Source organism: Proteobacteria bacterium CG1_02_64_396, from assembly GCA_001872725.1.
Lineage (GTDB): Bacteria > Pseudomonadota > MNWR01 > CG1-02-64-396 > CG1-02-64-396 > CG1-02-64-396.
This window is the reverse complement of the sequence record MNWR01000109.1, coordinates 1-15,716: the sequence shown is the minus strand read 5'-3', so window position 1 is coordinate 15,716 and position 15,716 is coordinate 1. Positions and strand designations below refer to the sequence as shown.

Sequence of the window (15,716 nt, the reverse complement as noted above, 5' to 3'; positions counted from 1 at the left end):
AGGTTATCCAACCCGAGAGGGTTTTATAGCGGGCCGATGGGTGGTCGCCAAGCTTATGGGACTTCGGATGACCATGGACCGCGGCTTTTTGGGACTGCTTCATTCCATTCGCCCAGGCCAGCGTGTGGTCTGTTCAAGAAACAGTCGGACCTGTTCTCCATCCCCCCTCCATAAGCCCCCCTTATTCAAACATCACTCCGCTTGTCCTTGAGGATTCCCCCACCGGGTCCCAGGCTTTGCGCCGCGAAAGATCCGGGCGCAATTCGCCTGGTACCGGTCCACGAATCGATCAGGGAGCGCCCATGAGCGTCCAAGCCCAATCTGGATCCCCCCAGGAAGAGATCAAGTACTCGACCTGCTATATGTGCGCCTGCCGCTGCGGGATCAAGGTCACCCTGCGGGGCGGCAAGGTCCGTTACATCCAGGGCAACCCCAACCACCCCACCAACCAAGGGGTGCTGTGCGGCAAGGGGTCGGCGGGGATCATGAAGCAGTACTCCCCCGCCAAACTGACCAAACCCCTGCTGCGCACCGGCCCCCGGGGCAGCGGCCAATTCAAAGAGATCGAATGGGACGAGGCGTTGGCGCTGGCCGAGAAGTGGCTGGGCGACATCCGTCAGACCGATCCCAAGAAGCTGGCCTTTTTCACCGGGCGCGACCAGATGCAGGCGCTCACCGGGCTGTGGGCGACCCAGTTCGGCACCCCCAACTACGCCGCCCACGGCGGTTTTTGCTCGGTCAACATGGCGGCGGCGGGGCTGTATACCTTCGGCGGTTCGTTCTGGGAGTTCGGCACCCCCGACTGGGACCGCACCAAGTATTTCATGATGTGGGGGATCGCCGAGGACCACGACTCCAACCCGATCAAGATCGGCATCGAGAAGGTCAAGCGCAACGGCGCCAAGTTCGTCTCGATCAACCCGGTGCGCACTGGCTATTCGGCGGTCGCCGACGAGTGGGTCCCGGTCCGTCCCGGCACCGACGGGCTGCTGGCGATGGGGATCCTCAACGTCCTGCTCAACACAGGCAACGTCGACGAGGAATTCCTCGTCCGTTATACCAACTCCCCCTATCTGGTGATCGACAATCCCGGCAAGTCCAACCACGGCTTGATCTATCGCAATGGTGACGGCAAGCCGCTGGCCTGGGATCTTGAACAAGAGGGCTTCGTCGACGCCACCGCCGTCGACATCGCCCCGGCGCTGTTTGGCAATTACTCCTCCCCCGAGGGGTTGACCCTCAAGACCGCCTTCACCCTGATGGTGGAACGGTACGGGGCGGCCGAGTACGCCCCCGAGGCGGTCGCCGATCAATGCGGCGTCCCCGCCGAGCAGATTCGTCGCCTGGCGCTGGAGATGGCCCACGTCGCCTTCAAGGAGGAGATCCGCCTGCCGGTGAAGTGGACCGACTGGGCGGGTCGCGAGCACGACGAGTTCGTCGGGCGCCCCATTTCGATGCATGCCATGCGCGGCATCTCGGCCCACTCCAACGGCTTCCACACCTGCCGGGCGATCCACTTCATCCAGATTCTGCTCGGCTCCATCGACTGTCCCGGCGGCTTCCGCTACAAGCCCCCGTTCCCTAAGCCGATTCCGCCCCATCAGAAGCCGGTCAACGATCTGACCAAAATCCAGCCGATGTCGCCCCTGCCGGGGGCGCCGCTGGGGTTTCCGACCGCGCCGGAAGACCTCTTCATGGACGCAGACGGCAAAGCGGTGCGGATCGACAAGGCCTACTCCTGGGAGGCCCCCATCGCCGCCCACGGCCTGATGCACATGGTCATCACCAACGCAGTCAACGGCGATCCGTACCCCATCGACACCCTGTTCATGTTCATGGCCAACATGAGCTGGAACTCGACCATGAACACCTCGGGCGTGATGGAGATGCTCCAGGCCAAGGGTGAAGACGGGGCGTACAAGATCCCTCACTTGATCTACTGCGACGCCTACTACTCCGAGATGGTCTCGTTTTCCGACCTGGTGCTGCCCGATACCACCTACTTAGAACGGTTCGACACGATTTCGATGCTCGACCGCCCAATCTCGGAAGCCGACGGCCCCGCCGATTCGATCCGCCAGCCGTTGGTGGAACTCGACCGCGACGTGCGCCCCTTCCAAGAGGTGCTGGTCGAGCTCGCTTCGCGGCTGAAATTTCCCGCCTTTACCCATGCGGACGGCAGCCGCAAGTTCAGCGGCTACAAACAGTTCATCACCCACTACGAGCGGGCGCCGGGGGTCGGCTTTCTTTCGGGGTGGCGGGGCGAGAACGGCGACCAACAAGGGCGCGGCGCACCCAACCCCAACCAATGGGAGAAATACATCGAGAACCAGTGCTTCTGGCAGTACCACCTGCCCGAGCACATGCGCTTCATGAAGCACGTCAACCGCGACTACCTCAACTGGGCGGTCGAGATGGGCTACATCGGCAGCGCCGAGCCGATCATCTTCGAGCTTTATTCCGAGCCGATGCAGAAGTTCAAGCTGGCGGGGCAGGGGCTTTACGAGGGGCCGCGTCCCAAAGAAAAGGTCGATGCCGAGCGTTTGGCCACCTTCTTCGACCCGCTGCCGATCTGGTATGCCCCGCTCGAACAAACCCGCATCGACGAGGATGAGTACCCATTCCACGCCATCAATCAGCGCCCGATGATCATGTACCACAGCTGGGATACCCAGAACGCCTGGCAGCGGCAGATCATCAGCCAGAACTACCTCTACATGAACCGCAAGGCGGCGGCCAAGCTGGGCATCGAGGATCTGAGCTGGGCCTGGGTCGAGTCGCACCACGGCAAGATCCGGGTGCAGGTCAAGCTGATGGAGGGGGTGGAGGAGCACACCGTCTGGACCTGGAACGCCATCGGCAAACAGTCGGGGGCCTGGAACCTCGACCCGAATGCCTCTGAAGCGCGCAAGGGGTTCTTGATGAACCACCTCATCAGCGAGCTTTTGCCCGAAAAAGAGGGGGAGCGCCGGATCACCAACTCCGATCCGGTCACCGGCCAGGGGGCCTGGTACGACCTGCGGGTGAAGATCCGCCCCGCCGCTGCGGGGGAGGAGGGGAGCTGGCCTCAACATCCGACCATCGGCCAACCCGACTTCTTGGCCGATCGCCCCGAAACCCTGCGCTACAAGGCCTAAGGAGAGCTCACTATGTCAAAACTGGGCCTCGTCATCGATCTGGACGTCTGTGTTGGCTGCCATGCCTGCGCGGTCAACTGCAAAGAGTGGAACACCTCGGGCGCCTACGCCCCGATGGTCGACTACACCCCCTACGGGAAGTCGCCGAGCGGGGTCTGGTTCAACCGGATCCACTCCTTCGAGGTGGGGGACTACCCCCACAACAAGACGGTCCATTTTCCCAAGAGCTGTATGCACTGTCAGAACGCCGAGTGTGTCTCGGTCTGCCCGACCGGCGCCTCATTCAAGCGCGACGAGGACGGCATCGTCCTGGTGGATGAAAGCAAGTGCATCGGCTGTAAGTACTGCTCCTGGGCCTGCCCCTATGGCGCCCGCGAGTTTGACGAGGATGCCGGGGTGATGAAGAAGTGCACCCTGTGCATTGACCGGATTTACAACGAAAACCTGCCCGAGTCCGAGCGCAAGCCGGCCTGCGTCATCACCTGCCCGGCCCACGCCCGCCACTTCGGCGACTTTGAGGATCCGAGCAGCAATGTCAGCCAGTTGGTGCGCGAGCGCGGCGGCTACACCCTGATGCCAGAACTGGGCTACAGCCCCACCAACCACTACCTGCCCCCCCGCGAGCGGCCCGCGATCCCCATCAACGATGTGCTCCCCGGTCCCTTCGAGACTGCGGCGGGCGCCATCAAGGGGTGGGTGAACAAGGTCATCAAGCGGTAGGGATTTGGGGGCGTAGGGTGGATAAGCGCAGCGCATCCACCACATGTGAAAACGTGTAGGAGCGCCGCCCTCGGCGCGATGCCTTCCGCTTGGTAGGAGCGCCGCCCTCGGCGCGATGGTTTGAATTGGAGAACACCATGCATCCCGCATTTTCGGTCATTTTCTTCACCGTTTTTTCCGGCGCCGGTTTCGGACTGGTGGTCTGGTTGGTCTTCGCCGACGTGCTGCTCGGCACCCTCCACCCCGCCACCGGCTTGGTCGGCATGTTGGTCGCCCTGGGGGTGATCTCCGCCGGGCTGATCTCCTCGACCTTTCACCTGGGTCACCCCGAACGGGCCTGGCGGGCGATGACCCGTTACAAAACCTCGTGGCTGGCCCGCGAGGGGGTTCTGGCGATTGCCTTCTACCCCTTTGCCCTGATCTACACCTACAGCCTCTACCTGGGCGGTACCCTTTGGGGCGATCTGGCCGGGGCGGTCGCCGCCGTGTTGGCGGTCGTCACCGTCTTTGCCACCGGCATGATCTACGGCTGCCTGAAGACGATCCGGCAGTGGAATACCTCGCTGGTGCCGGTGCTGTACATCCTCAATGGCTTGATGCTGGGTGGGGTCGCGGTGGTGACCCTGGGGGGATTGGGCGGGGGAATCGACGCTCTGGGGGTACTGGCCCTGGGAACCCTGGCGTTGATCGTTCTGACCGCGCTGTTCAAGGGAATCTACTGGTTCTGGATCGGCACCATGACCCATGGCTCGACCCTGCAAACCGCGACCGGCCTGCGTCGGGGCGAGGTGCGGCTGCTCGACAAGGGGCACACCCACCCGAACTTTTTGATGAAGGAGTTCGGCTACCAGATCGCCCGCACCCACGCCGCTGGGCTCAAAATCATGGTGTACGTGCTGGCCTTCATCGTGCCGCTGGTACTGCTCAGCGTCATGATGAGCAAGGGGTTCATGGTGGGGGCGGGGATCGGCATGGTGGCGGTGGCGCTGGTGGGGATGCTGCTGGAACGCTGGCTCTTCTTTGCCGAGGCAACCCATACGGTCAACCTCTATTACGGCAAGGGGTGCTGAAGAGGGCATCGTCTGGTTTCAACACAAGCCACAAAAAACCCGCGTTTGATCGCGGGTTTTTTGTCTTCCGGATGGTGGTGTGGTTCGATAACAACCCCAGAGGGAATACCGCCCACCCAACATAGGCCGCCGCGATGACCGTTTCAGACAAGCCCATTGCCGACGACACATCAACCGGCCCCTACCATGATCTTGAGCAGGGGGCCGAGGGACGCATCCTTCGGGAGCAGTTCGAAGCCTTCTTCCAGCAGTCGCCCTTCAGCATTGTCCTGATCGACCTGCAAGCCAAAGTCATTGGTTTCAACCAGACCACCCTGACCCAATACGAATACCCCCCCGAAGAGATGCTTGAACTGACCATCCCCCAGTTCGAGGTCATAGAGAACCCGGAAGAGATCCAAAAACACGCCGCAACCATCGCCAAGACGGGTCAGGACGATTTCGTCACCCAGCACCGCACCAAGAGCGGCAAGATCCTCGACATTCACGCCTCGGTTCGGTTGGTGGAGACGCCGGGCGGTCCTCCGATTTTTCAATGTATCTTTCAAGACATCACCCAACAACGACGTTGGGAACGCTCGCTGCTTGAAAACGAGGAGCGGTTGCAGTTGGCGTTGGAGAGCGCCGAGGAGGGGCTTTGGGATTGGGACCTGACCTCGGCCACCATTGAGGTCTCCCCCTGGTGGACGCGGATGCTCGGGATTGCGGCAACCGAGTCCAGCGTGACCCTGAAGGATTGGGAGAGCCTGTGTCATCCCGAGGATCTTCCAGTCGCCCAAAAACAGTTGCAGGCCATGCTTGACGGAGCGGTGGCCCACTACGCCCTCGAACACCGTTTGCGCCACAAGAACGGCCACTATGTGTGGGTGTTGGGCAAAGCCAAGGTGGTGCAGTGGGGAAAGGAGGGGGAGCCGCTGCGGGTGGTCGGGATCAACCTGGACATCAGCGAGCGCAAGCGTTCAGAACAGGCGCTGCTGCAAGAGACCCTGAAAAACGCAGGGCTCTTCCGGGCAGCCCACGACGGCCTGCACATCATCGACGAGCACGGTTTTTTGGTGCAGGCCGGTGGGTCATTCGAGCGGATGTTGGGGTACGAGCCGGGCGAGATGGCCGGGATGCACGTTTCTGACTGGGACGTGGCGATTCCCCGAGAGGTCGATTTTGCTTGTCTTCTGGGTCGCTTCGACCCGGAAGGGGGTTTTCTAGAGGCACGACAACGGCGCAAGGATGGCACGATCATCGATGTCGAGATCAACGTTGTGGTGGTGCGGATCGACGAGTGCCGCTACGCCTATGCCTCCCAGCGCGACGTCACCAAACGTAAGCTGGGTGAACAAAAGCTACGCGAGCAAGAGGCGGCGCTGCGGTCGATTCTCGACAACTTGCCCTACATGGTGTGGCTTAAAGACACCCAGGGGCGCTACATCGCCGCCAATCGCCCCTTTTTAGAGACGGCTGGCAAGGAGCAGCTCGGCGAGGTGCTCGGTCGTACCACCGAAGAGGTGTGGCCCTCCGACCGAGTCGACCGTTTTTTGGAGGCGGATCGACAAGTCATTGAAAACAAAGATAAGTACTTCGTCGAGCAGCCGGTGTTGGAGCATGGAGCGACGGTCTGGTACGAGACCTTCAAAACCCCCATCGTCGATGAGCGGGGCGAGGTGCTGGGGACCACCGGCTACGCCCGCAACATCACCGCACGCAAGCAGGCCGAGGAATCGCTGCAATTGGCGGCGATGATCTACCGGGAGAGCGGCGAGGCAATCTTGGTGACCGACGCGGCCAACCACATCATCGACGTCAATCCCGCTTTCACTCAGATCACCGGCTACACCCTCGATGAGGTGGTGGGCAAGGATCCTAAGGTGCTCTCGTCGGGGCGCCACGACAAAGCCTTCTATCGCACGATGTGGCACGCCATCCTCAACCAAGGGCATTGGCAGGGGGAGATCTGGGATCGACGCAAGGATGGTTCGCTCTACGCCAAGTGGACCTCGATCAGCCTGATCCGCAACCCCGACGGCACCCCCTTTCGCCATGTGGCTTTGTTCTCGGATATCACCGAGAAAAAACAGATGGACGACCTGATCTGGCGCCAGGCCAATTATGACGGCCTGACCGGCCTGCCCAACCGTCGTCTGTTCCGGGATCGACTCGACCAGGAGCTCCGTCAAGAACGGCGACGGGGACACAAATTGGCGGTGCTTTTTATCGACTTGGATCGCTTCAAAGAGATCAACGACACCCTGGGGCACAGCAAGGGGGATCTGCTGCTTGGGGAGGCGGCGCGGCGAATCGGAAAATGTGTGCGCGAGGGGGACATCGTTGCCAGGCTCGGAGGGGACGAGTTCACGGTGGTGCTGCCCGATGTCCGTCAAACCGTCCATGTCGAACCGATTGTCCGCTCGATTCTGCACACCCTGCGTGCCCCCTACGATCTCGACGGCGAGGAGGGCTACGTCTCGGCCAGCATCGGCATTACCTTCTTCCCCGATGACGCCCGCCATAGCGAGGACCTGCTCAAAAACGCCGATCAGGCGATGTACGTCGCCAAGGGGGCGGGGCGCGACCGCTTCAGCTACTACACCGAATCGATGCAGCGCGATGCGATGGCCCGAATCGGTTTGATCAACGATCTGCGGCATGCCTTGGTCCACGGCGAACTTGAGGTCTATTACCAACCCATCGTCAATTTAAGAGACGGCAGCATCGCCAAGGCTGAGGCTTTGATGCGTTGGCGCCATCCCCAACGGGGGTGGGTCGAACCCTCGATTTTCATCCCCCTGGCCGAGGAGGCGGGGTTGATCCGCGAGATCGGCGACTGGATGTTCGACCAGGTCGCAAGCCAAATTCTGCGCTGGCACGAGCTGTGGGGGCGGTGGATTCAGGTCAGCGTCAACAAGTCCCCCGCCCAGTTCATCGACGACCCCAACGGCTGCGACTGGATCGCCGAGATGACCAAGTGGGGTTTGCCGGGTGAGGCGATCACCGTGGAGATCACCGAAGGGCTGCTGCTCCACGCCTCGCCCCACATCAAACGGCTGCTGCTGCAAATGCGTGACGTCGGGGTCGAGGTTTCTATCGACGATTTCGGTACCGGTTTTTCGGCGCTGTCGTACCTGAAGAAATTCGATATCGACTACCTGAAGATCGACCGCTCCTTCATTTCATCCCTGGCGGAAGATGCCAGCGACCGGACCCTGACCGAGGCGATCATCGGCATGGCCCACAAACTGGGGATCAAAACAGTGGCCGAGGGGGTGGAGACCCAGGAGCAGCGCGACGTGCTGATCGAATTCGGTTGCGATTACGCCCAGGGGTACCTGTTTGCCAAGGCGGAACCGGCGTCGAGGTTTGAGCAGATGTTGGAGCAGGGGTAAAGAGACGAAAACCGATCTTACGCAAGGCACGCGAAAGCTGGGAAGTAAGGCAAAACCAAGAGGGATTTGGTTTTGAGTTAGGGAAGCGCCGATTTATTCGGCGCTTCCGAGCGGCTCAGGGATGGGTCGCCAAAATAGCGCGGTCGTAGGAGGCGACTTAAGGACGCAATCGCGCCGAGGGCGGCGCTCCTACCGGGTCGCCTCAGACGCAATCGCGCCGAGGGCGGCGCTCCTACCTTGTCGCCTCAGACGCAATCGCTTTTGGTTTTTGCCAGGCGTCGCTGATTCAAGAGGCAGGATGCCTTTTCAGCGTTTCCTTAGGCGGTTGATGTGAGTGAAGCTGGTGGGGCCTACCCGAAATCTCCGGTGTTCTTGATGTTCTTCGTGTCTTTGCGGCTTCGAGCGAGCCGCTTTTGGTTGTGAGGTCGCTGCCCCCATGTCTTTGTTGATCCACGAAAAAGGGCTCCTTTTCGCCCTGGTCTTGCTGGCGGTGCTTTTCCCGCTTGAGCACACCCTGCTGCATGACGGATTGGCGATGGTCGGCGCTGTTTTCGCCCTGATTTTTGCCGCCATCCTGATCGCTTCGTTCCGGGTCGCCCATCACGCCGAGGTGTTGGCCCACAAGCTCGGGGAGCCCTTCGGCACCCTGATCCTCACGGTGGCGGCGGTCAGCGTCGAGGTCATCATGCTGGTCATCCTGATGACCTCCAGCCACAACCCGACCCTGGTGCGCGACACCATCTACGCCGCCCTGATGCTCGATATCAACGGCATCCTCGGGGTCGCCGCCATCATCGGCGGGCTCAAACACGGCTCCCAGCACTACAACGTCGACAGCTCCAACTCCTACATCGCCATGATCCTCACTGCGGTGGGGGTCGGGATGGTGATCCCCGATTTCATCCGCCCCGAGGTGTGGCGGGCCTACTCGGTCTTTTCCATCGTCGCCATCGCCCTGATGTACGTCGCCTTCACCCGGCTGCAAACCATCGAGCACCGTTACTTCTTCGAGTACGAATACGGGCAGGAGGGGCAGGAGCACGTTGGAGCGGGGGAGGGGAGCACCCTGTTCCATGGCGCCTTGCTGGTGGGGTCGATTGCCGTTATCGGGGTGTTGGCCGAACTGCTTTCGGCCTTCATGAACGCCGGGATCGAGGCGACCGGATGGCCGCTGGGCTTGGCGGCGGTAAGCGTGGCGGTGATCTCGGCCAGTCCCGAGATCCTCACGGCGCTGCGTGCCGCCCGGGCCGACCGGATGCAGACGGTGGTCAACATTGCCTTAGGGGCCTCACTGGCGACCGTGCTGCTGACAATCCCGGTGGTCGAGGCGATTGCCCTGGCGACCGGCACCGACATCATCATGGGGCTGACCCTGCTGCAAGGGGGGATGATCGGTCTGACGCTGCTGGTGGCCATCGTCAACCTGAGCAACGGCGAAACCAACGCCCTGGAGGGGATGGTCCATTTTGTGTTGTTCTGTACGTTTGGGGTGTTGGTGTTTTTGGTGTGATGGCGAGGGGGGCGCCCCCCGGCGTCATTGCCGCGAACGCAGGAATGATGCCTCTCGGGGCGTTGCTGGCGCATCGAGGAGAACCGGCTCTTACTTTCTGGACAACGCGGCAATCAGCACGCCGATGGCAGCAGCGGTCAGAAGGGCAGCACCTACACCCATTCCCTCCGCCTCTTTGGAAGAAACAACTTCAACATTTTCCTTATTTTTCAACTCACTTCGGAGCCGGTCGGCCTCGGCCAAAATTGTCGTCGGTTGTACCCCCAGAGCATCTGCAACCCTGAGCAACTGCTCCGCCGTTATTGCGATCTGCCCTCGCTCAATCCTGGACCAAGTGGATTGGGAAACCCCCACCTCCTGAGCCAAGGCAGTTTGGTCAAAGTTTTGAATCTTCCGCCAACGACTGATGACATTTCCCACCAAGATCGAATACGTAGTCACGTTTGGGTCGGGCATTGACACCTCTCTTCTTTTTACCCATTATGCGAATAACTTACCCACTTAGAGCCGCATTTTGCGGCAGCAAGGAGATAATCATGTCTTATGAATACCAAATTGGCGACATCCTCACCCGTCCCAAAGGACCCGCCACTCACTATGGCTTGTACGTCGCGGAGTCCTCCACAACACCCCTCAGGGAGGGACTCACGTTGTTTCTTTAGATGTTTTTGCCGATGGCCGACCGGTGTCGGTACAACGTGGCAGTGGAAACATCCCCGCAGTTCTTCAACGAGCCCGGCGTGAACTCCAGGAAAAACGCCCGTATAACCTTTTTACCCACAATTGTGAGCACCTAGCCAAGGGGGTCGCACATGGAAAGAAGGAAAGCGGGCAGGTTGTGGTGGGAATCATCCTTGCTATTGCCGCAGTTTCACTAGGTTATTGGGTTCTTCAAAGAAGGTAGGCTTTTCGCCCCTCCTTTTCCCCCGGCCCCCCCCATGACCCCTCCCTACTACGCCGTCATCTTCACCTCCACCCTGATTCCCGGCGATACCGGTTACGCCGATTTTGCCCACGAGGTGCTGGCGTTGGCCCGGCAACAGCCCGGTTTTTTGGGCTTCGACAGCGCCCGGCAAGAGGTCGGGGTTTCGGTCTCGTACTGGGCAAGCCTGGAGGCCATCGAGGGGTGGAAGAATCACCCTTTTCATCGGCAGGCTCAGGCGCGGGCGGGTGATTGGTACGCCTCGTTTCAGGTACGGGTCTGTAAGGTGGAGCGGGACTTCGGCTTCACTCAACCTGCTCAGGATTGACCGTTTTTGAGTGGGACGCGCTGCGTCGCGTCCAGGCCACAGCACAACGTGCCCCTCCATAAGGCTTGTCGTCACCCCCCATCCCCACCCCGCGTCGCGGAGATGACGCCGAAAGGGGGAGCGGTGACGAGTCGGTGGCAGTCCCGGCGCGGCCCGAATGCAGGCCAGGCGTTTTGGGGGTGTTGCAGTTCCCCCAATGTCGAGGGACTCGAAAAGCAGCCTGACACCGACATCTTGCGATGACCAAGGAGCCCCCCATGCCCGAACAAGCCTTGCAACGTCTGCTCGCTGGCAACCGGCGCTACGTGGCCGACCGTCCCACCCTGGATGAATCGCCGGGGCGCCGGGTGGCGGTGGCGGCGGGGCAGCACCCCTTTGCCGCCGTCTTGAGCTGCGTCGATTCTCGGGTTCCCCCCGAATTGATCTTCGATCAGGGGCTGGGCGATCTCTTCGTCATCCGCACGGCGGGGCAGGTGCTGGATCGGGCGGTGCTCGGCAGTCTGGAATTCGGGGTCGCCGAGTTGGGTATTGCCCTCATCGTGGTGCTCGGCCACACCCAATGCGGCGCGGTGCGGGCGACGATGGCGGCCCTCGATCGGAATGCTGCCGCCCCCGCCGATATGGAATTCCTGGTCGAGGCGATGGCGCCGGCGGTGGAGGTGGCGCGGCAGGTGGGGGGCAACCTTTGGGATAATGCGGTGCGAGCGCAGATCTCGTTGGTGGTCGAGCGGTTGCGCCATGCCCCGATTCTGCATAAAGCGGTGGCCCAGGGGCGGCTTAAGGTGGTGGGAGCCTACTACGATCTGGAATCTGGCCTGGTCGAGGTGATGGAGGGGTAGGGGCGGCGGCAATCACACGTCGCATTCCCCCCCCCCGAAGGTCACAATACCCCCCGTTTCGCTGCACCTGCCCCTTTGCCCTTCAAGCCAGAAAGCCCCCATGACCGCCCACGTTCTTATCGTCCGTTTCAGCTCCATCGGCGACATCGTCATGACCACCCCGGTGATTCGGGCGGTTAAACGGCAATGCAACGGGGGCGATGTCGAGGTCCATTTTTTAACCAAACGGGGCTACCTGCCCCTGCTGGCCGCCAACCCCTGCATCGACCGGCTGCACGCCATCGAACGCAAGGTGGGCGAGGTGCTGCCGCAACTCAGATCCATCCCCTTCGATTGGGTCGTCGACCTGCACAACAACCCTCGTTCCTTTCAGGTGCGACGCGGTTTGGGCTGTCCCGCCCAGGTGGTGCGCAAGGGGACGGCCCGGCGCTGGCTCAACATCCACCTGGGTTTGGATGTGCTCCCCCCCGGCCACATGGTCGACCGCTTCATGGCGACGGTGGCGCCGCTGGGGATCCAGAACGATGGCCTGGGGCTCGATTTCTTCCTGCGCCCCGAGGACGAGGTTGATCCCGAGCTGTTGCCCCGGCGCCATCGGGAGCAGGGGTATGTCGCATGGGTGATTGGGGGGCAGCACGGCGGCAAGCTCTACCCCGCCAAGTGGGTGGCCCAGGCCTGTCGCGAACTCGGCCAGCCGGTGGTTTTGCTCGGCGGCCCCGAGGATCGAGTGCGGGGGGCGCAGATCGCCGCGCAAGGGGGGGAGGGGGTGTTCGACGCCTGCGGCGCAACCAGCTTCAATCAGGCGGCGGCGTTGGTGCGCGATGCCGTCTGTGTGGTCAGCAACGACACCGGTCTGATGCATGTGGCCGCCGCCTTCAAAAAGAGGGTGGTTTCACTGTGGGGGGCGACGGTGCCGGCGTTCGGGATGTCTCCCTACCTGCCGGGGGAGGGGTCGCTGGTGCTGGAGGCGCAGTGCCCCGGCCGCCCCTATTCCAAACACGGAGGCAAACTCCCCCTACGCGCCCCCTATACCTGCTGGGATGGTCTGGAGCCGGCAAAGGTCGTGGCGGCCGTTCAGGGCGGGTAATGCTGGGGTGCGGTTTTGGGTAGGCGGTGTTCCCGACGTCGATCACGGGCGGTGGCGATGCCTGCGTCGGTGGGTCGCGGTCGGGGAATACTCCTACGGGCGGGGGCAGTCCTTTATTGTGGGAGGCGACTTCTGTCGCCGAAGCGAAGCTCAAAGGCCTCGATCAAGACCAGATTGGGGACGACTGGCGGTCTTGAGTGCGGGACTTTGGTTGCCCCCAAAGGTGCTCCCAACCTTGACGCTTCAAGCCTGAGAACTAGCATTGCGCCCCTTTTGAAGAACCTCTAAATCGCGGTGGAGCAATCGGTTTGCCCCCCTTGTCGCCTGTGCTGGAATCGCCATGACCTCGAATCGACCCAAGCAGATCTACTTTCATGTGGGGCTGGGCAAGACCGGCACCACCTATCTGCAATACGCCCTGTTCCCCAAACTCAAGGGGATCCACTACATCCAGCGCACCAAGTGGTATCAAGGGGTGATCGACGGCATCAAGGGGTCCAACTTCCCCAGTTATCTGGTTTCGCGGGAGTTCGATGTGCAGATGGAGGAGGAGGTCTCCCGGTTTGCCCAGCACTTCCCCGATGCCCATCCGATCATCGTCTTTCGTCGTCACGACGGCTGGATTGCCTCGCAATATCGCCGCTTTGCCAAGAATGGCATCCACGTCGATTTCGACGGATTCATCGACATCGACCACGACCAAGGGATGTGGAAGCTCAACGAGCTGATCTTCATGGACAAAATCCGCCTTCTTGAGAAGACCTTCACCCACAAGCCGCTGGTGTTGTTCCAAGAAGATTTAAAACGCGACCCCTATGCTTTTTTCGATCAGATCGCTGCCTTCACCGGATCGACCTACGACCGGGAGGCGGTTTCGCTAAGCGCCATCCACCCCTCCTACGAAGAAAAACAGCTCAAGGCGGTGCGCAAGTTCAGCCGTTTTCTCTTCCCGGCCCAAGAGACCCGATCGCGCAAAACCTTGCTCGGCTGGCTGCAATGGCGCCGACTTCAGATCACCTCGTACCTCATCATGTACGCAGCGTTGCTTCTGCCCGATTCCCTGTTCAACGATGTGGAGCTGACCCCCAAGGGGCAGCTCGAGAAGATTCGGGAGCGCTTCGCTGACGATTGGGCGCAGGTCAAGGCCTATGCTCAGGAGCACAACCCGAAGTAAGGGACGCGTTTGTGGGCTGAAGCACGGTTACTTACTGCTGCGGTAAAAGCTCTCTTGGCCGTCGGGGGTGACCCAGAAGCGGCGGTGCATCCACAACCACTGCTTGGGGTGGCGACGCACCTGCTCCTCGATGGCGGCTTGGTCCATGGCGGTGGCTTGCCACAACCAAGCCTCGCTCTTGTTCGGGGGGGGATAGGGTTGCTCGGGCTGGACTTGCAGCACAAAGCCCCCCTTTTCGCGGACACAAAAAATCGGCACCACCGGCACCCCGGTCAGGCGATGTAGGGTGCCGGGGGTGGGGTGGGAGCAGGCGGGGGTGCCAAGAAAATGGACGAATTTGCCCGATTCGATTGGGGCGCATTGATCCATAATCAGCCCCACCGCCATCCCCTTTTTAAAGGCGGCCAGGATGGGGCGTAGCCCCCCCTCGCGCGCAATCGGAACGTTGCCGCCTCCGGCCCGGATGCCGTACATCAGCTTATCGAGACCGGGTGGCTTAAGGTTGCGGTAGATGTAGGCCATGGGGGCGTTCAACTCCAGAACGCTCCGGGTCAGCCACTCCCAATTGCCGATGTGGCCGGTCAACACCACCACTCCCTTGCCCTGGGCCAGGGCACGCTCGAAGTGTTCCAGTCCTTCGATGCGGGTGTGGTCCAAGAAGCGCTCCTTGGACCAATAGGCGACCGCTCCCATCTCCCCCAACACATACCCCAGCGAGTGGTAGGCGCCGTGCAAAACCTTGCGATGCGAGGATCGGGGCAGGTTGGGGAAGGCCGTTTCAAGGTTGAGCAGGGCGTCGCGGCGGGGACGGGGGGTGAGCCAATAGGCCAGCTCGGTCACCGCAGCGCCGAACAGACGGGCCCCGCGCAGCGGTAGCCACGAAAGCACACGCAGCAGTAGCGAAAAACCGTAATAAATCAGGGTGTTCACGAAGCGATTATTCCTTGTTGTCGCTTTCCAGCGGGGCCGCTTCGTCGACCAGCATCACCGGGATGCCGTCGCGCACCGGGTAGGCCAGATTGCAGGCGGGGCATTCCAAGCGGCTGGCTTTGGCGTTGACGGTCACCTTCCCCTTGCATTGGGGGCAGACCAGGATCTCCAGAAGTTTGGGGTCGACCAGGGCCATGGAGCCCTCCTTGCGATTCGCAATTTATGAGGAATGAACGAGGCGTTGGATTTGTGCCATCAGGGGGGAAGGATCCCATACCCGCGCTTGGGCCACCACCCTCAGGTCGGGATCAAGCGCCAACGTTGGGGGAAGTCGCACCGCATTCTTGGCGGTGGTGACCCCAAGACGGGTTCTTCGGCCCCAGATGGCCCCCCCCCCGAAAAGCCTCGACCACCCGCTCGGGGGCGGCGATGGCGCTGTAAAGGAAGCGCTATTGAATCAGCGCTTCCCAAGGGGTCGCTGCAGCAGCCCTCACCAGGGGTCGGGGCCGCCCTTCCACCAATATTCTAGGAGTCTGTCGGGCTTGAGCGTCCGTAGCGAGCCGAGTGGGGAATCGAGGCCAAATTTTCACGGTTTTGAGGATCATAGTGGTGGCTATGTGAC

General features: G+C 61.5%; 12 protein-coding genes. 9 read left to right on the top strand and 3 right to left on the bottom strand.

Going from position 1 to position 15,716, the window contains the following annotated elements:
• Window positions 1-302: 302 nt before the first annotated feature.
• The 5 genes from AUJ55_13330 (at window position 303) to AUJ55_13310 (ending at window position 9,814) form a co-directional block, all read left to right on the top strand.
• Entirely contained in the window at window positions 303-3,137 is a 2,835-nt protein-coding gene (locus tag AUJ55_13330) for a formate dehydrogenase (GenBank protein OIO53651.1), read from the top strand.
• Between the two features lie 12 nt (window positions 3,138-3,149).
• Window positions 3,150-3,857 (top strand): ferredoxin, encoded by a 708-nt coding sequence (locus AUJ55_13325; GenBank protein OIO53650.1) that lies wholly within the window; start codon window positions 3,150-3,152, stop codon window positions 3,855-3,857.
• 137 nt (window positions 3,858-3,994) lie between these two features.
• Window positions 3,995-4,927, top strand: a complete 933-nt coding sequence (locus AUJ55_13320; GenBank protein ID OIO53649.1) for a hypothetical protein — start codon at window positions 3,995-3,997, stop codon at window positions 4,925-4,927.
• A 134-nt stretch (window positions 4,928-5,061) separates the two neighbouring features.
• Window positions 5,062-8,304 carry a hypothetical protein gene (locus AUJ55_13315; protein ID OIO53648.1) on the top strand — a complete coding sequence of 1,081 codons (3,243 nt, stop codon included), beginning with the start codon at window positions 5,062-5,064 and terminating at the stop codon, window positions 8,302-8,304.
• Window positions 8,305-8,740: 436 nt separating this feature from the next.
• Entirely contained in the window at window positions 8,741-9,814 is a 1,074-nt protein-coding gene (locus AUJ55_13310; protein OIO53647.1) for a calcium:proton antiporter, read from the top strand.
• Between the two features lie 90 nt (window positions 9,815-9,904).
• Here AUJ55_13310 and AUJ55_13305 read toward each other — a convergent pair whose 3' ends face one another.
• A complete protein-coding gene (locus tag AUJ55_13305) occupies window positions 9,905-10,270 on the bottom strand; it encodes a hypothetical protein (GenBank protein ID OIO53646.1) in 366 nt (121 codons plus the stop codon).
• 482 nt (window positions 10,271-10,752) lie between these two features.
• Between AUJ55_13305 and AUJ55_13300 the strand changes: the two genes are divergently transcribed.
• The 4 genes from AUJ55_13300 (at window position 10,753) to AUJ55_13285 (ending at window position 14,164) form a co-directional block, all read left to right on the top strand.
• Window positions 10,753-11,064, top strand: coding sequence for an antibiotic biosynthesis monooxygenase (locus AUJ55_13300; GenBank protein OIO53645.1), 312 nt, complete (start codon window positions 10,753-10,755; stop codon window positions 11,062-11,064).
• Between the two features lie 257 nt (window positions 11,065-11,321).
• Window positions 11,322-11,903, top strand: coding sequence for a hypothetical protein (locus tag AUJ55_13295; protein OIO53644.1), 582 nt, complete (start codon window positions 11,322-11,324; stop codon window positions 11,901-11,903).
• A gap of 100 nt (window positions 11,904-12,003) precedes the next feature.
• Entirely contained in the window at window positions 12,004-12,990 is a 987-nt protein-coding gene (locus AUJ55_13290) for a hypothetical protein (GenBank protein OIO53643.1), read from the top strand.
• A 340-nt stretch (window positions 12,991-13,330) separates the two neighbouring features.
• Window positions 13,331-14,164 carry a hypothetical protein gene (locus AUJ55_13285; GenBank protein OIO53642.1) on the top strand — a complete coding sequence of 278 codons (834 nt, stop codon included), beginning with the start codon at window positions 13,331-13,333 and terminating at the stop codon, window positions 14,162-14,164.
• 27 nt (window positions 14,165-14,191) lie between these two features.
• Here the strand turns inward: AUJ55_13285 and AUJ55_13280 are convergent, their stop codons facing one another.
• Together AUJ55_13280 and AUJ55_13275 are read right to left on the bottom strand one after the other, a co-directional pair.
• Window positions 14,192-15,094, bottom strand: coding sequence for a hypothetical protein (locus AUJ55_13280; protein ID OIO53641.1), 903 nt, complete (start codon window positions 15,092-15,094; stop codon window positions 14,192-14,194).
• Between the two features lie 7 nt (window positions 15,095-15,101).
• Entirely contained in the window at window positions 15,102-15,290 is a 189-nt protein-coding gene (locus tag AUJ55_13275; protein ID OIO53640.1) for a hypothetical protein, read from the bottom strand.
• Window positions 15,291-15,716: the final 426 nt, after the last annotated feature.